At 60.1% G+C, this 14,799-nt stretch carries 17 protein-coding genes; 7 read left to right on the top strand and 10 right to left on the bottom strand.

Annotation, left to right across the window (positions count from 1 at the left end):
* Positions 1-167: 167 nt before the first annotated feature.
* Complete coding sequence (locus PH547_RS12260; protein ID WP_104824681.1) at positions 168-971, top strand: exodeoxyribonuclease III; 804 nt, start codon at positions 168-170, stop codon at positions 969-971.
* 10 nt (positions 972-981) lie between these two features.
* Here the strand turns inward: PH547_RS12260 and PH547_RS12265 are convergent, their stop codons facing one another.
* Both PH547_RS12265 and PH547_RS12270 read right to left on the bottom strand, forming a co-directional pair.
* A complete protein-coding gene (locus PH547_RS12265; protein ID WP_104824680.1) occupies positions 982-1,437 on the bottom strand; it encodes a cyclic nucleotide-binding domain-containing protein in 456 nt (151 codons plus the stop codon).
* 8 nt (positions 1,438-1,445) lie between these two features.
* Positions 1,446-2,129: a response regulator transcription factor gene (locus PH547_RS12270; RefSeq protein ID WP_104824679.1), complete on the bottom strand. Its 684-nt coding sequence runs from the start codon at positions 2,127-2,129 to the stop codon at positions 1,446-1,448.
* Positions 2,130-2,277: 148 nt separating this feature from the next.
* On the opposite strand from PH547_RS12270, the gene PH547_RS12275 reads away from it, so the two are divergent.
* Together PH547_RS12275 and PH547_RS12280 are read left to right on the top strand one after the other, a co-directional pair.
* Positions 2,278-2,826, top strand: a complete 549-nt coding sequence (locus PH547_RS12275; RefSeq protein ID WP_104824678.1) for a L,D-transpeptidase family protein — start codon at positions 2,278-2,280, stop codon at positions 2,824-2,826.
* Positions 2,827-2,971: 145 nt separating this feature from the next.
* Positions 2,972-3,802: an aldo/keto reductase gene (locus tag PH547_RS12280; protein WP_104824677.1), complete on the top strand. Its 831-nt coding sequence runs from the start codon at positions 2,972-2,974 to the stop codon at positions 3,800-3,802.
* A gap of 109 nt (positions 3,803-3,911) precedes the next feature.
* On the opposite strand, the gene PH547_RS12285 is transcribed toward PH547_RS12280, so the two are convergent.
* Positions 3,912-4,805, bottom strand: a complete 894-nt coding sequence (locus PH547_RS12285; protein WP_104824676.1) for a LysR family transcriptional regulator — start codon at positions 4,803-4,805, stop codon at positions 3,912-3,914.
* Between the two features lie 124 nt (positions 4,806-4,929).
* On the opposite strand from PH547_RS12285, the gene PH547_RS12290 reads away from it, so the two are divergent.
* Together PH547_RS12290 and PH547_RS12295 are read left to right on the top strand one after the other, a co-directional pair.
* Positions 4,930-5,325, top strand: a complete 396-nt coding sequence (locus tag PH547_RS12290) for a (R)-mandelonitrile lyase (protein WP_104824675.1) — start codon at positions 4,930-4,932, stop codon at positions 5,323-5,325.
* Between the two features lie 13 nt (positions 5,326-5,338).
* Positions 5,339-6,328 (top strand): aldo/keto reductase, encoded by a 990-nt coding sequence (locus PH547_RS12295; protein WP_104824674.1) that lies wholly within the window; start codon positions 5,339-5,341, stop codon positions 6,326-6,328.
* Between the two features lie 75 nt (positions 6,329-6,403).
* Here the strand turns inward: PH547_RS12295 and PH547_RS12300 are convergent, their stop codons facing one another.
* The gene (locus tag PH547_RS12300; protein ID WP_104824673.1) at positions 6,404-6,913 is read right to left on the bottom strand and encodes a MarR family winged helix-turn-helix transcriptional regulator; all 510 of its coding nucleotides are present in this window, start codon (positions 6,911-6,913) and stop codon (positions 6,404-6,406) included.
* A gap of 81 nt (positions 6,914-6,994) precedes the next feature.
* Between PH547_RS12300 and PH547_RS12305 the strand changes: the two genes are divergently transcribed.
* Positions 6,995-7,894 carry an EamA family transporter gene (locus tag PH547_RS12305; RefSeq protein WP_104824672.1) on the top strand — a complete coding sequence of 300 codons (900 nt, stop codon included), beginning with the start codon at positions 6,995-6,997 and terminating at the stop codon, positions 7,892-7,894.
* Positions 7,895-7,987: 93 nt separating this feature from the next.
* On the opposite strand, the gene leuC is transcribed toward PH547_RS12305, so the two are convergent.
* The 5 genes from leuC to rplS form a co-directional block, all read right to left on the bottom strand.
* Positions 7,988-9,397, bottom strand: a complete 1,410-nt coding sequence (leuC, locus tag PH547_RS12310) for a 3-isopropylmalate dehydratase large subunit (RefSeq protein WP_104824671.1) — start codon at positions 9,395-9,397, stop codon at positions 7,988-7,990.
* A gap of 68 nt (positions 9,398-9,465) precedes the next feature.
* Entirely contained in the window at positions 9,466-9,588 is a 123-nt protein-coding gene (locus PH547_RS12315) for a hypothetical protein (RefSeq protein ID WP_260303993.1), read from the bottom strand.
* Positions 9,589-9,672: 84 nt separating this feature from the next.
* Complete coding sequence (locus tag PH547_RS12320; RefSeq protein WP_104824670.1) at positions 9,673-10,551, bottom strand: amino acid ABC transporter permease; 879 nt, start codon at positions 10,549-10,551, stop codon at positions 9,673-9,675.
* 34 nt (positions 10,552-10,585) lie between these two features.
* On the bottom strand, positions 10,586-11,383 hold the full coding sequence (locus tag PH547_RS12325) for a basic amino acid ABC transporter substrate-binding protein (RefSeq protein WP_104824669.1): 798 nt from the start codon (positions 11,381-11,383) through the stop codon (positions 10,586-10,588).
* A gap of 207 nt (positions 11,384-11,590) precedes the next feature.
* Positions 11,591-12,130, bottom strand: coding sequence for a 50S ribosomal protein L19 (gene rplS / locus PH547_RS12330; protein ID WP_104824668.1), 540 nt, complete (start codon positions 12,128-12,130; stop codon positions 11,591-11,593).
* Between the two features lie 336 nt (positions 12,131-12,466).
* On the opposite strand from rplS, the gene PH547_RS12335 reads away from it, so the two are divergent.
* Positions 12,467-13,921: an NCS1 family nucleobase:cation symporter-1 gene (locus PH547_RS12335; RefSeq protein WP_285168336.1), complete on the top strand. Its 1,455-nt coding sequence runs from the start codon at positions 12,467-12,469 to the stop codon at positions 13,919-13,921.
* 90 nt (positions 13,922-14,011) lie between these two features.
* Here the strand turns inward: PH547_RS12335 and PH547_RS12340 are convergent, their stop codons facing one another.
* Positions 14,012-14,662 (bottom strand): VOC family protein, encoded by a 651-nt coding sequence (locus PH547_RS12340; protein WP_285168337.1) that lies wholly within the window; start codon positions 14,660-14,662, stop codon positions 14,012-14,014.
* Positions 14,663-14,799: the final 137 nt, after the last annotated feature.

Below are 14,799 nucleotides of genomic sequence, written 5' to 3' on the forward strand. Positions count from 1 at the left end.
AACGATCTTCCTTTTCTCTCCTTGCCAGTCTAAATCCCTAGCCTGATTAGAGCAATTCCAGGAAAAGTGCGAAGCGGTTTTCCGTCCGGAATGCGTAAAAACAAACGGATAGAGCGGGAAAGCGATTCTGTGAAACGCTGAACCGCTCTAAGGATAAGGGTTTGGGCATGGGATTTTCGATTGCGACCTGGAACATCAACTCGGTGCGGCTGCGCATGCCGATCGTCGAGCAATTCGTGATGCAGCACCGGCCCGATATTCTCTGCCTGCAGGAAACCAAGGTCCCCAACGAGCTCTTCCCGCTGTCGCCTTTGCGGGCGCTCGGCTACGAGCACATCATCGTCCATGGCCAGAAGGGCTATCACGGCGTCGCCATCGCCTCGCGTGTTCCGCTGACCGAGGACCATCGGCAGGATTATTGCAATGTCGGCGACAGCAGACATATCTCGGCGATCTTCGAACGCGGCGGCCGGCGCATCCGGTTGCATAATTTCTATGTTCCGGCCGGCGGTGACGAGCCGGATCGGACGATCAATCCGAAGTTCGGCCATAAGCTCGATTTTATCGACGAGATGAAGCGGCTGCATGCCAATGCCGAACCGAACACATCAGCGATCCTGGTCGGCGATCTCAACATCGCGCCGCTCGAGCATGACGTCTGGTCGCACAAGCAATTGCTGAAAATCGTCAGCCACACGCCGGTCGAAACCGACGGGTTGATCGAGGTGATGAAACGCGGCGCCTGGCTCGATCTGATGCGCCAGCATGTGCCGGAGACCGAGAAGCTCTATACGTGGTGGAGCTATCGCGCCAAGGATTGGGAAGCGGCGGATCGCGGCCGGCGTCTCGACCACATCTGGTCGTCATCCGATCTCGGGCCGCTCCTGCAGCGCATCGAGATCCTGAAGGCGGCCCGGGGCTGGGACCGCCCGTCCGACCATGTGCCGGTGACCGCGCATTTCAATCTCTGAGCCAGGAGTTTCAAGAAAACCGGTGCAGGAGCGCCGCGGCCTGCTTGGCGAGGACGGCGAAATTTTCGCGGACGCGGTTTTGGATGAGCAGACCGGCGTCGGGGTATTCCTCGATCAGCCGGTGAAATAGCGCCCGCGTGATGCGGATGACATCGGAGTCCTCCAGCGCCACGGCGGTGTATTTGCGCTCCACCAGCGTCACCAGCGCCAGCTCCGACAGCATGGCGCCGGCCTGCACGGTGGCCTCGACATGGGGTTGCCCCGTGGGATCAAGGGTGCTCAGCTCAAAACTGCCGCGGGCGATGACATAGGCGCATTCGGCTGGCGATTTTTCGCGGAACAGAGTGAGGCCGGCTGTGACATGGCGACGGTCGGCGCCGAAGGCGATCAGCCGCAACGGCTCATCGCCCATGCCGTGGAACAACGGCAATTGCGACAGCAGGCGGATATCGTCGTTGAGCGCCATCGTATCGCCTACGGAATGATCTTGTAGCCGCCGTTTTCCGTTACCAGGATTTCGGCGTTGGAGGGATCGCGCTCGATCTTCTGGCGCAGGCGATAAACATGGGTTTCCAGCGTGTGGGTGGTGACGCCGGAATTGTAGCCCCACACTTCCTCGAGAAGGATATCGCGGGTGACGACTTTTTGGTCGGCGCGGTAGAGATAGCGGATGATCGCCGCTTCCTTTTCCGTCAGTCGGATCTTCTGGCCATCTTCCGTGGTCAGCAGCTTCTGGCTTGGCTTGAAGAGATAACGGCCGACGGTGAAGGTTGCGTCCTCGCTCTGCTCGTGCTGGCGCAGTTGCGCGCGGATGCGGGCAAGCAGCACGGCAAAACGGAACGGCTTGGTGACATAGTCGTTGGCGCCGGCTTCGAGGCCGAGGATGGTGTCGGAATCGGTGTCGTGGCCCGTCAGCATGATGATCGGTGCCTTGAAGCCGCTCTTGCGCAACAGCTTCACCGCTTCGCGGCCGTCCATATCGGGCAGGCCGACGTCCATGATCAGCAGATCGACGGGAGCGGCGCGTGCGGCCGCGACGCCCTTGCCGGCGGTCGCTTCCTGCAGAACCGTGAACTCCTCATAAAGGGACAGTTGCTCGACCAGCATTTCACGCAGGTCGTTGTCATCATCCACCAGCAGAATGGTGCGTGCGGTCATGCCGTTGCGGTCCTCGTTCTATTGCACCTTAAGTCCTACGCCAAATTGCATTTTTAGCAAGTCGTCAGGCAGCTCGGGCTTGGTCGTCCAGTTGAAACTGCTATGATTTCAAACGAAATCACAAGCAAAGCAAAAACATGTGAGGAAAATGCAAAAAGCAAGGGCGGGTGGCAGGCGGACCGTTTCCACAATCGTCGTTCGTCCCGCGCCGGGGAAGTCCACGCGCGCCCTAGTGCAGATCGGGCCGCTGGCGCTGCCGGCGGCGATCGGCCGATCGGGGCGCAGCGTGCTGAAGCGGGAAGGGGACGGCGCGACGCCGATTGCGGCGATGAAGCTGCTTTACGGCTTCACGCGCGGCGATCATGTCCGCTTTCTACGTACATCTCTGCCGATACGGCGCATTCGCAAGAGCATGCTCTGGTGCGATCAGCCGGAAGACGCCAATTACAACAGGCTGGTCAAGGCGCCGTTCAAGCCAAGCCATGAAGAGATGCTGCGGCACGATGGGCTTTACGACATCTGCCTGGTGCTCGATTGGAACATCCGCTCGCGCCAGCGTCACCGCGGCTCGGCGATCTTCTTTCATCTGATCCGGCCGGGCTACGAGCCGACGGCGGGGTGTGTCGCGGTCGATCTTCGCGACATGCGGCGGATCCTTCCGCTGCTGCGCAAGGGTACGACCATCCGCGTCGTCTGACTGGCGGCCCCGGGGTTAAAATCCCAGTATTCCCCACTATATAGGTTTGCGACCGGCGCGCCCCTGCGGCCCTGGCCCGGCTTCTTTCTTTCAGAATTTAAATCACGCCTTCACTCCACCGCTTCTCATCCTTTGGAGACTTATCGTGACCACGCAATCGACGATCACTTTCAATGATGGCAATTCCATTCCGCAGGTCGGCCTCGGCGTCTGGCAGACGCCGGAAAACGTCGCGCCGATGGCTGTCAGCGCGGCGCTGAAGGCCGGCTACCGCCATGTCGACACGGCCGCCATCTACGCCAATGAAGACGGCGTCGGCGAAGGCATTCGCCAGTCCGGCGTCGCCCGCAAGGATATCTTCCTGACCACCAAGCTCTGGAACGAAGCCCAGGGTTTCGATTCGACCCTGAAGGCGTTCGATGAAAGCCTGAAGCGGCTCGGCACCGACTATGTCGATCTCTATCTCATCCACTGGCCGTCGCCGCATCGTGGCCGTTACCTCGATAGCTGGAAGGCTTTCCTGCGCATCAAGGAAGAAGGCCGCGCCCGCTCGATCGGCGTTTCCAATTTCGCCAAGGAGCATCTGGACCGCATTATTGGCGAGACCGGCGTCACCCCGGTGCTGAACCAGATCGAGCTGCATCCGACCTTTCAGCAGAGGGGCTTGCGCGAGGTGCACGACAAGCTCGGCATCAAGACGGAGTCCTGGAGCCCGCTCGGCCAGGGCAAGCTTCTCGGCAACGCCGTCATCGGCAAGGTTGCCGCCAAGCATGGCCGCACGCCGGCGCAGGTCATCATCCGTTGGCACATGGACAACGGGCTGATCGTCATCCCGAAATCGGTGACGCCGAGCCGCATCGAAGAAAACTTCAACGTGTTCGACTTCAAACTCGATGCGTATGATCTCGCCGAAATCGCCAGATTGGATTCGGCTGGCGGACGTATCGGGCCGGACCCGATGACGGCGGCGTTCTGATTGTCGAGGTTTGCGGAGGGGAATTGTCTTTCCGCTCAGCATTCGGAAGGCCCGGAGCCGATACTCCGGGCCGCTTAGAATCGTTGATCGTGCCGCGGGCAAAATCTCTTCAAATGCGGCGGCGAAGCGCATTCACCACCAGGGCGAAGGCCGGCGAGGCCTGCCGCCTGCTCGGATAATAGAGATGATATCCGGCAAAGGGCGGACACCAGTCCTCGAGAACCCTGACGAGCCGCCCGTCGTGAAGATGGGGCTGCACGATATCCTCCGGAAGATATGCCAAGCCTAAACCTGCCAGTGCCGCGTTCAGGCGGAGTGCGATATTGTTGAACACCAATTGGCCTTCGACCCGCACCTTCAGCTCCCGCCCGTCCTTCTCGAATTCCCAAGCATAGATGCCGCCGTACGTCGGCAGGCGCAGATTGATGCAATTGTGACCGGTCAGATCCTGAGGAGTCAGCGGTTTCGGCCGTTTCTCAAAATATGTGGGAGCACCGACGGCAGCCATGCGCATGTCGGGACCGATGCGCACGGCGATCATGTCTCGCGCCACCTGTTCACCCAGCCGCACGCCGGCATCATATCGTTCGGCGACGATATCGGTCAGGCCGTAGTCGACGATGATCTCGACATGGACATCCGGATATTGCGGCAGCAATGTTTCCAGTGCAGGCCAAAGGATGGTTTCGGCTGCATGCTCACCGGCGGTAATGCGAATGGTGCCTGCTGGCTTTTCGCGAAATTCGCTAAGGGCGGCCAATTCGTTTTCGATCTCATCGAAGCGAGGGCCAATGGTCACGAGCAAACGCTCGCCTGCTTCGGTCGGTGAGACGCTGCGGGTGGTGCGGGTCAGCAGCCTGAGCCCCAAACGAGCCTCCAGTCCGCGGATGGTATGGCTTAGCGCCGATTGGGAAACGCCGAGTTTTGCGGCTGCTTTGGTGAAGCTTTGTTCCCGTGCCACGGCAAGGAACGCAATGAGGTCATTCACGGGCTGGCGCGGCATTCATGAACCCTTCTCATAAGCCTTTGCCACTTTTACCATCTAATCGGGGTCAATCGCATGCCCTAAATGCCTGTTATCAGCAGCCGAATTCATCGCGCTGCCCTTAGATCAAAGGACGAAGGTCATGGAAATCAAACGAAACGGTTCGCAGCCATCGAGCAGGGGACCAGCCGATTGGTTCACGGGAACAGTCCGGGTGGATCCGCTGTTTCAAGCCCATGAGTCCACGCGCGCGGCCGGTGCCAGCGTCACATTCGAGCCTGGCGCCCGCACGGCTTGGCATACTCACCCCGCCGGTCAAACCCTGATTGTGACGGCCGGTCTTGGCCGGGTTCAACGCGAGGGCGGGCCGATCGAAGACATACGGCCCGGGGACGTTGTCTTGTTCTCTCCGGGCGAAAAGCATTGGCACGGCGCCTCACCCACCACGGCCATGACCCATATCGCCATTCAGGAACATCGCGACGGCAAAGTGGTCGAATGGATGGAGCATGTCAGCGACGAGCAATATCGGGCCTGAGGGAGGAGAAGCCATGCAGATGCGTAAACTTGGAAACAGCAGTCTCGAAGTCTCGGCTCTCGGTCTCGGATGCATGGGCCTCAGCTATGGTTATGGCCCGGCGACGGATACGCAAGAGGCGATCAAGCTGATCCGTGCGGCCTTCGAACGCGGCGTCACCTTCTTCGACACCGCCGAAGCCTACGGCCCCTACAAGAACGAGGAGCTTCTGGGCGAAGCCCTGGCGCCCATTCGGGAAAAAGTCGTGATCGTAACGAAGTTCGGTTTTGAATTCGATGCGAATGGCGGCCAGAGCGGAATGAACAGTCGGCCGGAACATATCCGCAGGGTTGCCGAAGCCGCGCTGATGCGTCTGAAGACCGACGCCATCGATCTCTTCTATCAACATCGCGTCGATCCGAACGTCCCGATCGAAGATGTCGCCGGTGCGGTGAAGGATCTGATCGGAGAGGGCAAAGTCAAGTATTTCGGATTGTCGGAGGCCGGCGCACAGACGATCCGGCGTGCGCACGCGATCCAACCGGTCGCGGCCCTTCAAAGCGAATATTCACTCTGGTGGAGAGAGCCTGAGGAGGAGGTTCTGCCCACCCTTGAAGAACTCGGCATAGGCTTCGTTCCTTTTAGCCCGCTCGGAAAAGGCTTCCTCACCGGCGCGATCAGCGAAAGCACTACATTCGACAGTAAGGACTTCCGCAACATCGTCCCACGCTTCACGCCGGAAGCGCGAAAGGCCAACCAAACCCTCGTCGATCTGCTTGGCGCAATCGCGGCACAGAAGCGGGCGACGTTGGCGCAGATTGCCCTTGCCTGGCTGCTTGCCCAAAAGCCCTGGATCGTTCCGATCCCTGGGACGACCAAGATGCACAGGCTTGAAGAGAACATCGGAGCGGTTGATGTCGTGCTCACCGCCAACGATCTTCAGCGTATCGACGACGCACTCTCTCAGATCGCCGTGCAGGGGGACCGCTATCCTCCGCACCTGCAAGCAAGGGTCAACCGTTAGAGCGCCACGCGGCCGATCCGATAAGAATGCTACGCGTAAAAATAGCCCGTCATCGGCGGGCTACTTTTCGGCGGTTCAGACTGCGGCGGATTTCTCCAGCGCAGTCTCGAAGTCAGATAGATATTTACCGAGCAGCGTATTCAATGCTGCTTTTTCCTCCTCCGACAGACCAGAGACGAGACGGGTCTGCGTCTCGACATGGGCTGCCACCGCGCTGTCAATCAGCGCAAAACCCTTTTCGGTCAGCGATACCAGAAAGCTGCGGGCGTCTTCAGGGTTGACGCTGCGGGCAACGAGGCCAGCTTTTTCCAGTTGATCGATGCGATTGGTCATGGTGCCGGAGGTTACCATCATGGCGGCCATCAGATCGCTGGGGGAGAGGGCATAGGGCATTCCCGAGCGGCGCAGCGTCGCCAGCACGTCGAAGGTTGCGCGATTCAAGCCGAACTGCGCGAAAGTACGCTCCATCTCGCGGCCAAGATGGTGGGCTACGTTTCCGAGGCGGCCGATCAATCCCATCGGGGTGGTATCGAGATCGGGCCGCTCCCTTTTCCATTGGGCAAGAATCTTGTCGATGCGATCCATGCCCGGACATCGCCATGAAAATATCTTGACGTCAAGATATTTCAGATTATCTTGAGGTCAAGATAAATTCGGAAGTAAGACATGACGCGCAATTCCGATCTCTTGTTGACCGCCGTCTCGCCGGCGATCTGGGGCAGCACCTATCTTGTGACGACGGAACTTCTGCCGGCCGGCTATCCGCTGACGGTTGCCCTGTTGCGTGCGTTGCCCGCAGGGCTGCTTCTGCTCGCCATCGTGCGGCGGGTACCGCACGGCATCTGGTGGGTGAGATCGCTCGTCCTCGGCGCTCTGAATTTCTCCATCTTCTGGTGGATGCTGTTCATCTCCGCCTACCGGCTGCCGGGCGGCGTGGCAGCGACCGTCGGTGCGATCCAGCCGCTGATCGTCATCGTGCTGGCCCGCCTCTTGCTCGGCTCGCCGATCCGCGGCCTTTCTATCGTGGCGGCGCTTGCCGGCATTGTCGGCGTTGCGTTCTTGATCCTTACGCCGCGGGCAACGCTCGATCCCGTCGGCATTGCGGCCGGGGTCGGCGGCGCCGTCTCCATGGCGGCCGGTACCGTGCTCAGCCGGCGCTGGCGGCCCGATGTCTCGCCGCTCACCTTTACTGCCTGGCAGTTGACCGCTGGCGGCTTGCTGTTGCTGCCTTTCGCCATGATGATGGAGCCGCCGCTTCCTCTTCCGACCGCCGCCAATATTCTGGGCTTTGCCTATCTCGGCCTGATTGGAGCGGCGCTCACCTATATTCTCTGGTTTCGCGGCCTGTCGCGCCTGGAACCATCCGTCGTCTCGCCGCTCGGCTTTCTCAGTCCCATGACCGCCGTGATCCTCGGCTGGGGTGTGCTGGACCAACAGCTCAGCGCAATTCAGATTCTGGGCATCGCCATCGTGCTTGGCAGCGTCTGGCTGAGCCAGCGCGCGCAGCAGCTTCCTTCTGCCGGGAAATCAGCGTCCGCCAATCCGGCAATCGCGTCGGAACGATAGAGTCCGGTGACAGGAATCCGATCAGTGCTTCGTCCATCGAGACAAACAAAAAAGGCGGCTCGAAAGCCGCCTTTGTCGGTTATCTGAAATCAATCAGTTCCATTCGCGAATATCGACGAAGTGACCGGCGATTGCCGCTGCCGCTGCCATAGCCGGCGAGACCAGATGGGTGCGGCCCTTGAAGCCCTGGCGGCCTTCGAAGTTGCGGTTCGAGGTGGAGGCGCAGCGCTCGCCCGGCTTCAGGCGGTCATCGTTCATGGCGAGGCACATGGAACAGCCCGGCTCGCGCCAGTCGAAGCCGGCGGCCTTGAAGATCTTGTCGAGGCCTTCGGCTTCCGCCTGTTCCTTCACAAGACCGGAGCCCGGAACGATCATCGCGTCGACGGTGGATGCCACCGTCTTGCCTTCGACGACCTTGGCGACGGCGCGCAGGTCCTCGATGCGGCCGTTGGTGCAGGAGCCGATGAAGACGCGATCGATGTTGATCTCGGTCATCGGAGTGCCCGGCTTCAGGCCCATGTAGTCGAGGGCGCGCCACTTGGAAGCGCGCTTGGTCTCATCCTGGATCTCGTCCGGGTTCGGAACGATGCCCTGCACAGAGACGACGTCTTCCGGCGACGAACCCCAGGAGACAATCGGCGGCAGGGCGGCAGCGTTGAGCACGACGACGCGGTCGTAATGCGCGCCTTCGTCGCTCTGCAGCGTCTTCCAGTAGGCGATCGCCTGCTCCAGTGCTTCACCCTTCGGCGCGCGCGGCTTGCCCTTGATATATTCGAAGGTCGTGTCGTCCGGCGCGATCAGGCCGGCGCGGGCGCCGCCTTCGATCGACATGTTGCAGATCGTCATGCGGCCTTCCATCGACAGCGCGCGGATCGCTTCGCCAGCATATTCGATGACGTAGCCGGTGCCGCCGGCAGTGCCGATCTCGCCGATGATGGCGAGGATGATGTCCTTGGCAGTGACGCCCTCCGGCAACTGGCCGTCGACGCGCACCAGCATGTTCTTCGCCTTCTTCTGGATCAGCGTCTGTGTGGCGAGCACATGCTCGACCTCGGAGGTGCCGATGCCGTGCGCCAGGGAGCCGAAGGCGCCGTGGGTGGACGTATGGCTGTCACCGCAGACGATGGTCATGCCGGGCAGGGTGAAACCCTGCTCAGGGCCGATGATGTGGACGATGCCCTGACGCTTGTCGTTTTCGGAGTAATATTCCACGCCGAATTCAGCCGCGTTCTTGGCGAGCGCCTCGACCTGGATGCGGCTTTCCTCGTTCTTGATGCCGAGATGGCGATCAGCAGAGGTCGGAACGTTATGGTCGACGACGGCCAGCGTCTTTTCCGGGGCGCGAACCTTACGGCCGCTCATGCGCAGGCCTTCGAAAGCCTGCGGCGACGTCACTTCATGAACGAGGTGACGGTCGATGTAGAGAAGACAGGTGCCGTCGTCCTGGCTGTCGACGAGATGATCATCCCAGATTTTGTCGTAAAGGGTGCGTGGAGCGCTCATGGCTACAGATCCATATTGCATTGTCGAAAATGGGGGTGACGGATCAGGACCGCCGGCCTCGGGAGTGATCAGCGAAGTCGGCTGTTGAGCGCGCCCGAAATCATCGCAAAGAATCGGGCCGGCAGGCGCTTATGGTCCTGCAGCACGAAAGCCGTGACGAGCTGTCCGTCTTTGCTCATGATCTTTGTCATGCCGATGCTCATACCAATTTTCAAAACCTTCGGCAATGGTGGCGATAGGGTGGTGTTGGGTGGGCCGACGTTTGGCCGCAGCCATCACACTTGCGCATCCGGCGGCTGGCCAGGCGCCATGCGGCGGAAGGCGGAGCGATCGCCGCCCGAACGCCGGCGCATCCAGGCTTCGAGCTGCCGCAGCAATAGCGACAGGCCAATCGTCAGCAACAGGTAGATGAAAGCGAGGATCGACAGCGTTTCGAAGTAGCGGAAATTGGCCGAGTAATAGAGCTTGGCAAGCTGGCTGATATCGGCAACGCCCAGCACGGACACCAGCGAGCTGTCCTTCACCATCGCGATGAAGTCGTTGGACAGCGGTGGCAGGATCACGCGGATCGCTTGCGGAAAGACGACGAGGCGGAAACGCTGGAAGCGGGTGAGGCCTAGCGCCTTTGCCGCTTCGATCTGGCCCTGGTCGACGGCCTGGATGCCGGCGCGGAAGATCTCGGCGATAAAGGACGAATAGCCTATCGTCAGCGCGATGATCGTGCGCCAGACGAACGGCACGTCGCGGACGACAAGGGGGCTTGTCCAGCCGGCGGAAATCAACGGGGAAATGATGAAGTTATAAACGGCGACGAAGGCTGGTGTGCCAACGAAGGCGACGTAGGAGAGCAGCACGAGCATCGGGATGCCGCGCACGATCTCGATATAGAAGCGCGCCGCCTGCCGCAGCACGAGGAAGTCCGACAGGCCGAGCAGCGCAAGCCCAAGGCCGAGCAGCATGGCAAGCGTAAAGGCCACCAGCGTCACGAAGATCGTGACGCCGATGCCGTTGAGCAGAAGAGAGAAGATCTGGGCGTAGAGGCCGTTTGCCGCGATTGCAAAGGAAATGACGACGCCGAGTATGGCAAGGGCGATCAACCACCAGGGAAAGTCATCCTTGCCGGGGTGCCCGCCCAGGCCTGTCAATGGTGCCATCAGAGCGGGCTTCCAGTATATCGATCTGCAGGGTTCATTGGCCCATCTTGTAGTCGAGGAACCACTTCTTGTTCAGGGCGTCGAAGGTGCCGTCGGCTTTCAGGCTGGCGATGGCGGCGTTGATCGGAGCGACGAGATCGGAGCCTTTCTGGAAGATGAAGCCGAAATCCTCGGTGCCGAGCGGATCGCCGATCAGCTTCAATCCGCCGTTTGAAGCGTCGACGTAACCCTTGCCTGCCGTGCCGTCGGTCAGCACCAGATCGACATCGCCGGTCTTCAGCGCCTGCACGGTCGCGCCGAAGGTTTCGAAGGTCTTGATGCGCGGGTTCTGCTCGTTGCCGTCGAGGACTTCATAGACGGCGGTGTAGAAGGGGGTCGTGCCCGGCTGCGCGCCGATCAGGCCTTCCTTGAAGGCGGCGAAGCTCTTGGCATCGGTGAAGCGCTTCTCGTCGCCGCGCACCAACATGAACTGCTGCGAGCGCATATAGGGATCGGAGAAGTCGACCTTCTGCTTGCGGTCTTCCTTGATGGTAATGCCGGTCATGCCGATGTTGTACTGGCCTTCGGAGACGGCCTGGATCATCGCATCCCAGCTCGTGTTCTGGTACTCGACCTTGAAGTTCAGCCGCTTGGCGATCTCGTTCATCGCGTCATATTCCCAGCCGATCGGCTTGCCGGACTTGGGGTCGACGAATTGCAGCGGCGGATAGGCATTCTCAGTGACGACGACCACGGTCTTGCCGTTCAGGTTCGGCAGATCGGCGGCGAAAGAAGCAAATGGTGCAAGCACGAGGGCGGTCAGGCCCAAAAGAAACGAACGACGGAATGTCATGGAAATCTCCCCGGATAGCGCAACGGAAAATTGTCATAATTAGAAAGCGAATGGCAAGGCTATTGCCATGGTCGCGACGATAAAAACAGAAAAGCCTCTCCAAAGCTCGTGGTTTGCGGGGAATTTTCCTTCTCGTCCCTTTATCTCCTTCGCAACAAAAAAGGCGACCCGAAGGCCGCCTTGATCTCTGCAATCCAAGAGGAAAGCTTATTCTGCTGCCGGTTCCGCGGCGGCTGCAGCGGCTTCGGCTGCTGCCTTTGCTTCGGCGGCTTCTGCCGCTGCCTTCTCGGCTGCGAGAGCCTGAGCTGCGGCAACCTTTTCAGCTTCAATGCGAGCCTTTTCATCGGCCAGAGCCTGGCGCTCGGCATCGTTGAGCTTGCGAGCGCGCGTGCCGGTGTTTTCAACGATACGGGCAGCCTTACCGCGCAGGTCGCGCAGGTAGTAGAGCTTGGCGCGACGGACCTTACCGCGGCGAACGACTTCGACGCTTTCGATCAGCGGCGAGTAAACCGGGAATACGCGCTCGACGCCTTCGCCGTAGGAGATCTTGCGAACCGTGAAGTTTTCCTGCAGACCGCCGCCGGAGCGGGCGATGCAAACGCCTTCATAGGCCTGAACGCGGGTACGGTTGCCTTCCGTGACCTTCACGTTGACACGGACGGTATCGCCGGCCGAAAACTCGGGAAGGGTACGCTTGGCTTCGATCTTGGCGGCCTGTTCGGCTTCCAACTGCTGAATGATGTTCATGTTATCAACCTCTTTGTTGGTTCAACAGCCAGAGCGCTCCGAATGGTCTATCCTTGGTCGAGCCTCGGATATCTGCCAATAAAGGCAGGAGCGAATACGTCTGCTTTTCTTTGCTGGTTGATGGGAAATTTCCCATGCCGGGCGCGCACATATCCTATTGTCGCGGCTTTGTCACCCCTTGTCGGGGAATTTCATGAGCGAGACGTCGCTTTTGACGGAATCCGCTCCTTGCGCTGACTAAAAAACAAGCTGGTGTCCGAAGGGTTTAAATAATTGTCAAAATTCGCGTCGTGCTGCACACTTATTTCTTCAGGGGAGCTAAGAAAAGAGGCAGTCATGACAGTGAATAATCCATCGCCCTTGCTCTACAACGAGGACCTGGCGCCGGCCGAGGAGCGAAAGTGGGGAGCTTTCAGCATTTTCAACGTCTGGACCTCGGACGTCCATAGTCTATGGGGCTACTATCTTGCCGCCAGCCTTTTTCTGCTCTGCGGCAGCTTCATCAACTTCGTCATCGCCATCGGCATCGGCTCGCTGGTGATCTTCTTCTTCATGAGCCTAGTGGGCAACGCTGGCGTCAAGACCGGCGTACCGTTCCCGGTGCTGGCGCGTGCTTCGTTCGGCACATTCGGCGCCAATCTGCCGGCGCTCGTGCGCGCCGTCGTCGCCTGCTTCTGGTATGGCGCGCAGACAGCCGCCGCCTCGGGCGCGATCGTCGCGCTCCTGATCCGCAATGACACTATCCTGGCCTTCCATCAGAACAGCCATATGCTCGGCCACTCCACGCTGGAAGTCATCTGCTATGTCGTCGTATGGGCCTTGCAATTGCTGATCATTCAGCATGGCATGGAGACCGTGCGCAGGTTCCAGGATTGGGCCGGTCCTGCGGTCTGGGTAATGATGCTTATCCTCGCCGTCTATCTGGTGGTGAAGTCCGGCACTTTCTCCTTCGGTGCCGAAATTCCGCGGGATGTGCTGCTCGACAAGACCAAGGACGCCGACGTACCGGGTGAGCCCGGCAGCTTTGCCGCGCTCGCGGCGGTCGCCGCGACCTGGATCACCTATTTTGCGGCGCTCTACCTGAATTTCTGCGATTTCTCGCGCTATGCCACGGACACGAAAACCCTGCGCAAGGGCAATCTTTGGGGTCTGCCGATCAACCTTTTGGCTTTCTGCCTCGTTGCGGGCGTGACGACGACGGCAGCATTTGCCGTCTATGGCGACGTGCTGCTGCATCCAGAAGCGATCTCGGCAAAATTCGACAGTTGGTTCCTGGCCTTGCTGGCGGCGCTCACCTTCGCGGTGGCGACGCTCGGCATCAACGTCGTGGCGAATTTCGTCTCGCCGGCCTTCGACTTCGCCAATGTCTTCCCCAGGCTCATCAGCTTCAAGCGCGGCGGTTATATCGCGGCCTTGATTGCGCTGGTGCTTTATCCCTTCGCACCGTGGGAGACGGGTGCCGCGCACTTCGTCAACTTCATCGGCTCCACCATGGGCCCGATCTTCGGCATCATGATGGTCGACTACTATCTGATCCGCAAAGGTCAGCTAAACGTCGAGGCGCTCTATCAGGAGAATGGCGAGTTCGAGTTCCAGGGCGGTTGGCACGTCAACGCTTTGATCGCCTTCGTCATAGGCGGCCTGTTCTCATCGATCCTGCCGACCTTCACCAGCATTCTGCCGGATTGGTGGGGAACCTATGGCTGGTTCTTCGGCGTCGCTATCGGCGGAGCGGTCTACTACGTGCTCAGGATGCGCAGCGCGCCGGCCGCCGCCGCCTTGCAGAAGTAGCATCGGATGCCATGAAGCTTCGATCCGCCACTCTTGAAGTGGCGGATCAGGCAATCCGGCCGCACGTTTTCGCCGAGCTGTAACCGCAACTCACGTCGGTAGCGGTCTGCCGGCCTGTTCGCTGATCATGTACTCGGCGTACCAATTCGGCCAATCCTCATCACGCTGGCCGCCGGTCCGCTTCTCATGCTCGCCATGCGCCATCTCGGCACGGCGGAGCGCGCTGGCAAGCTCAGTCTGTGAAATGAACGTCGTAGCGTTCGCATCCACGCGTCCGGGCAATCTCGCCGTGATCTCCTGCAATAGCCAGCCGTTGCCGTCCGGATCGTTGAACGAGGCGAACGAGCGGTAGCTGCGATGTTCGGGATCCCGACCGCTGACCCGGAGCCGCCCGAACAGGTAGGGCTCGTCCGCGCCTGTGTAGACGCCGCCGGCGTCGTGGAACACCTCGCTAACTTCGGCGCCGCGGTCGAGCAGCTCCTTGCGGGCTGCCTCGATGTCGGAGACGATCAGGTACAGTCCCTTAGCGGAACCGGGTGCCGCTGCGGTCACGTTCTTGCCGAAGATGACAGAACATCCGGAGCCCGGCGGCGTAAACTGGATGACGCGGTAGCCGCCATCGTCGGAGGCGAAATCGGCGTCGAGCCTCCAACCCAGCCCGCCATAAAAGCGCTTGGCCCGATCGACATCTGACACAGGGATGACGACAATCTCGAACTTCATGTCAACGGTATTGCTCATGCTCAGCTCCTTAGGTTTGGATGCCTTGAGGGTAGTGACACATGTACAAATGAAGCGCGGGGATCATAGCGGGGACAGGCAGTCGGATCAATTATCCCGATGTATTAGCGAGAAATATGCTACCTTTGATTGTGTAA

Origin of the sequence: Rhizobium cerradonense (assembly GCF_030182455.1) — a bacterium.
In the GTDB taxonomy this organism is placed as follows: Bacteria; Pseudomonadota; Alphaproteobacteria; order Rhizobiales; family Rhizobiaceae; genus Rhizobium.

Bases quoted from the DNA above. Each gene is read 5' to 3' on its own strand.
- PH547_RS12290 (WP_104824675.1), top strand. From the start codon at position 4,930: ATGGAAATCAAACGAAACGGTTCGCAGCCATCGAGCAGGGGACCAGCC.
- PH547_RS12260 (WP_104824681.1), top strand. From the start codon at position 168: ATGGGATTTTCGATTGCGACCTGGAACATCAACTCGGTGCGGCTGCGC.
- PH547_RS12270 (WP_104824679.1), bottom strand. From the start codon at position 2,129: ATGACCGCACGCACCATTCTGCTGGTGGATGATGACAACGACCTGCGT.
- PH547_RS12300 (WP_104824673.1), bottom strand. From the start codon at position 6,913: ATGGATCGCATCGACAAGATTCTTGCCCAATGGAAAAGGGAGCGGCCC.
- PH547_RS12285 (WP_104824676.1), bottom strand. From the start codon at position 4,805: ATGCCGCGCCAGCCCGTGAATGACCTCATTGCGTTCCTTGCCGTGGCA.
- PH547_RS12295 (WP_104824674.1), top strand. From the start codon at position 5,339: ATGCAGATGCGTAAACTTGGAAACAGCAGTCTCGAAGTCTCGGCTCTC.
- PH547_RS12275 (WP_104824678.1), top strand. From the start codon at position 2,278: ATGCAAAAAGCAAGGGCGGGTGGCAGGCGGACCGTTTCCACAATCGTC.
- PH547_RS12265 (WP_104824680.1), bottom strand. From the start codon at position 1,437: ATGGCGCTCAACGACGATATCCGCCTGCTGTCGCAATTGCCGTTGTTC.
- PH547_RS12335 (WP_285168336.1), top strand. From the start codon at position 12,467: ATGACAGTGAATAATCCATCGCCCTTGCTCTACAACGAGGACCTGGCG.
- PH547_RS12340 (WP_285168337.1), bottom strand. From the start codon at position 14,662: ATGAGCAATACCGTTGACATGAAGTTCGAGATTGTCGTCATCCCTGTG.
- PH547_RS12315 (WP_260303993.1), bottom strand. From the start codon at position 9,588: ATGACAAAGATCATGAGCAAAGACGGACAGCTCGTCACGGCTTTCGTG.
- PH547_RS12305 (WP_104824672.1), top strand. From the start codon at position 6,995: ATGACGCGCAATTCCGATCTCTTGTTGACCGCCGTCTCGCCGGCGATC.
- rplS (WP_104824668.1), bottom strand. From the start codon at position 12,130: ATGAACATCATTCAGCAGTTGGAAGCCGAACAGGCCGCCAAGATCGAA.
- leuC (WP_104824671.1), bottom strand. From the start codon at position 9,397: ATGAGCGCTCCACGCACCCTTTACGACAAAATCTGGGATGATCATCTC.
- PH547_RS12325 (WP_104824669.1), bottom strand. From the start codon at position 11,383: ATGACATTCCGTCGTTCGTTTCTTTTGGGCCTGACCGCCCTCGTGCTT.
- PH547_RS12320 (WP_104824670.1), bottom strand. From the start codon at position 10,551: ATGGCACCATTGACAGGCCTGGGCGGGCACCCCGGCAAGGATGACTTT.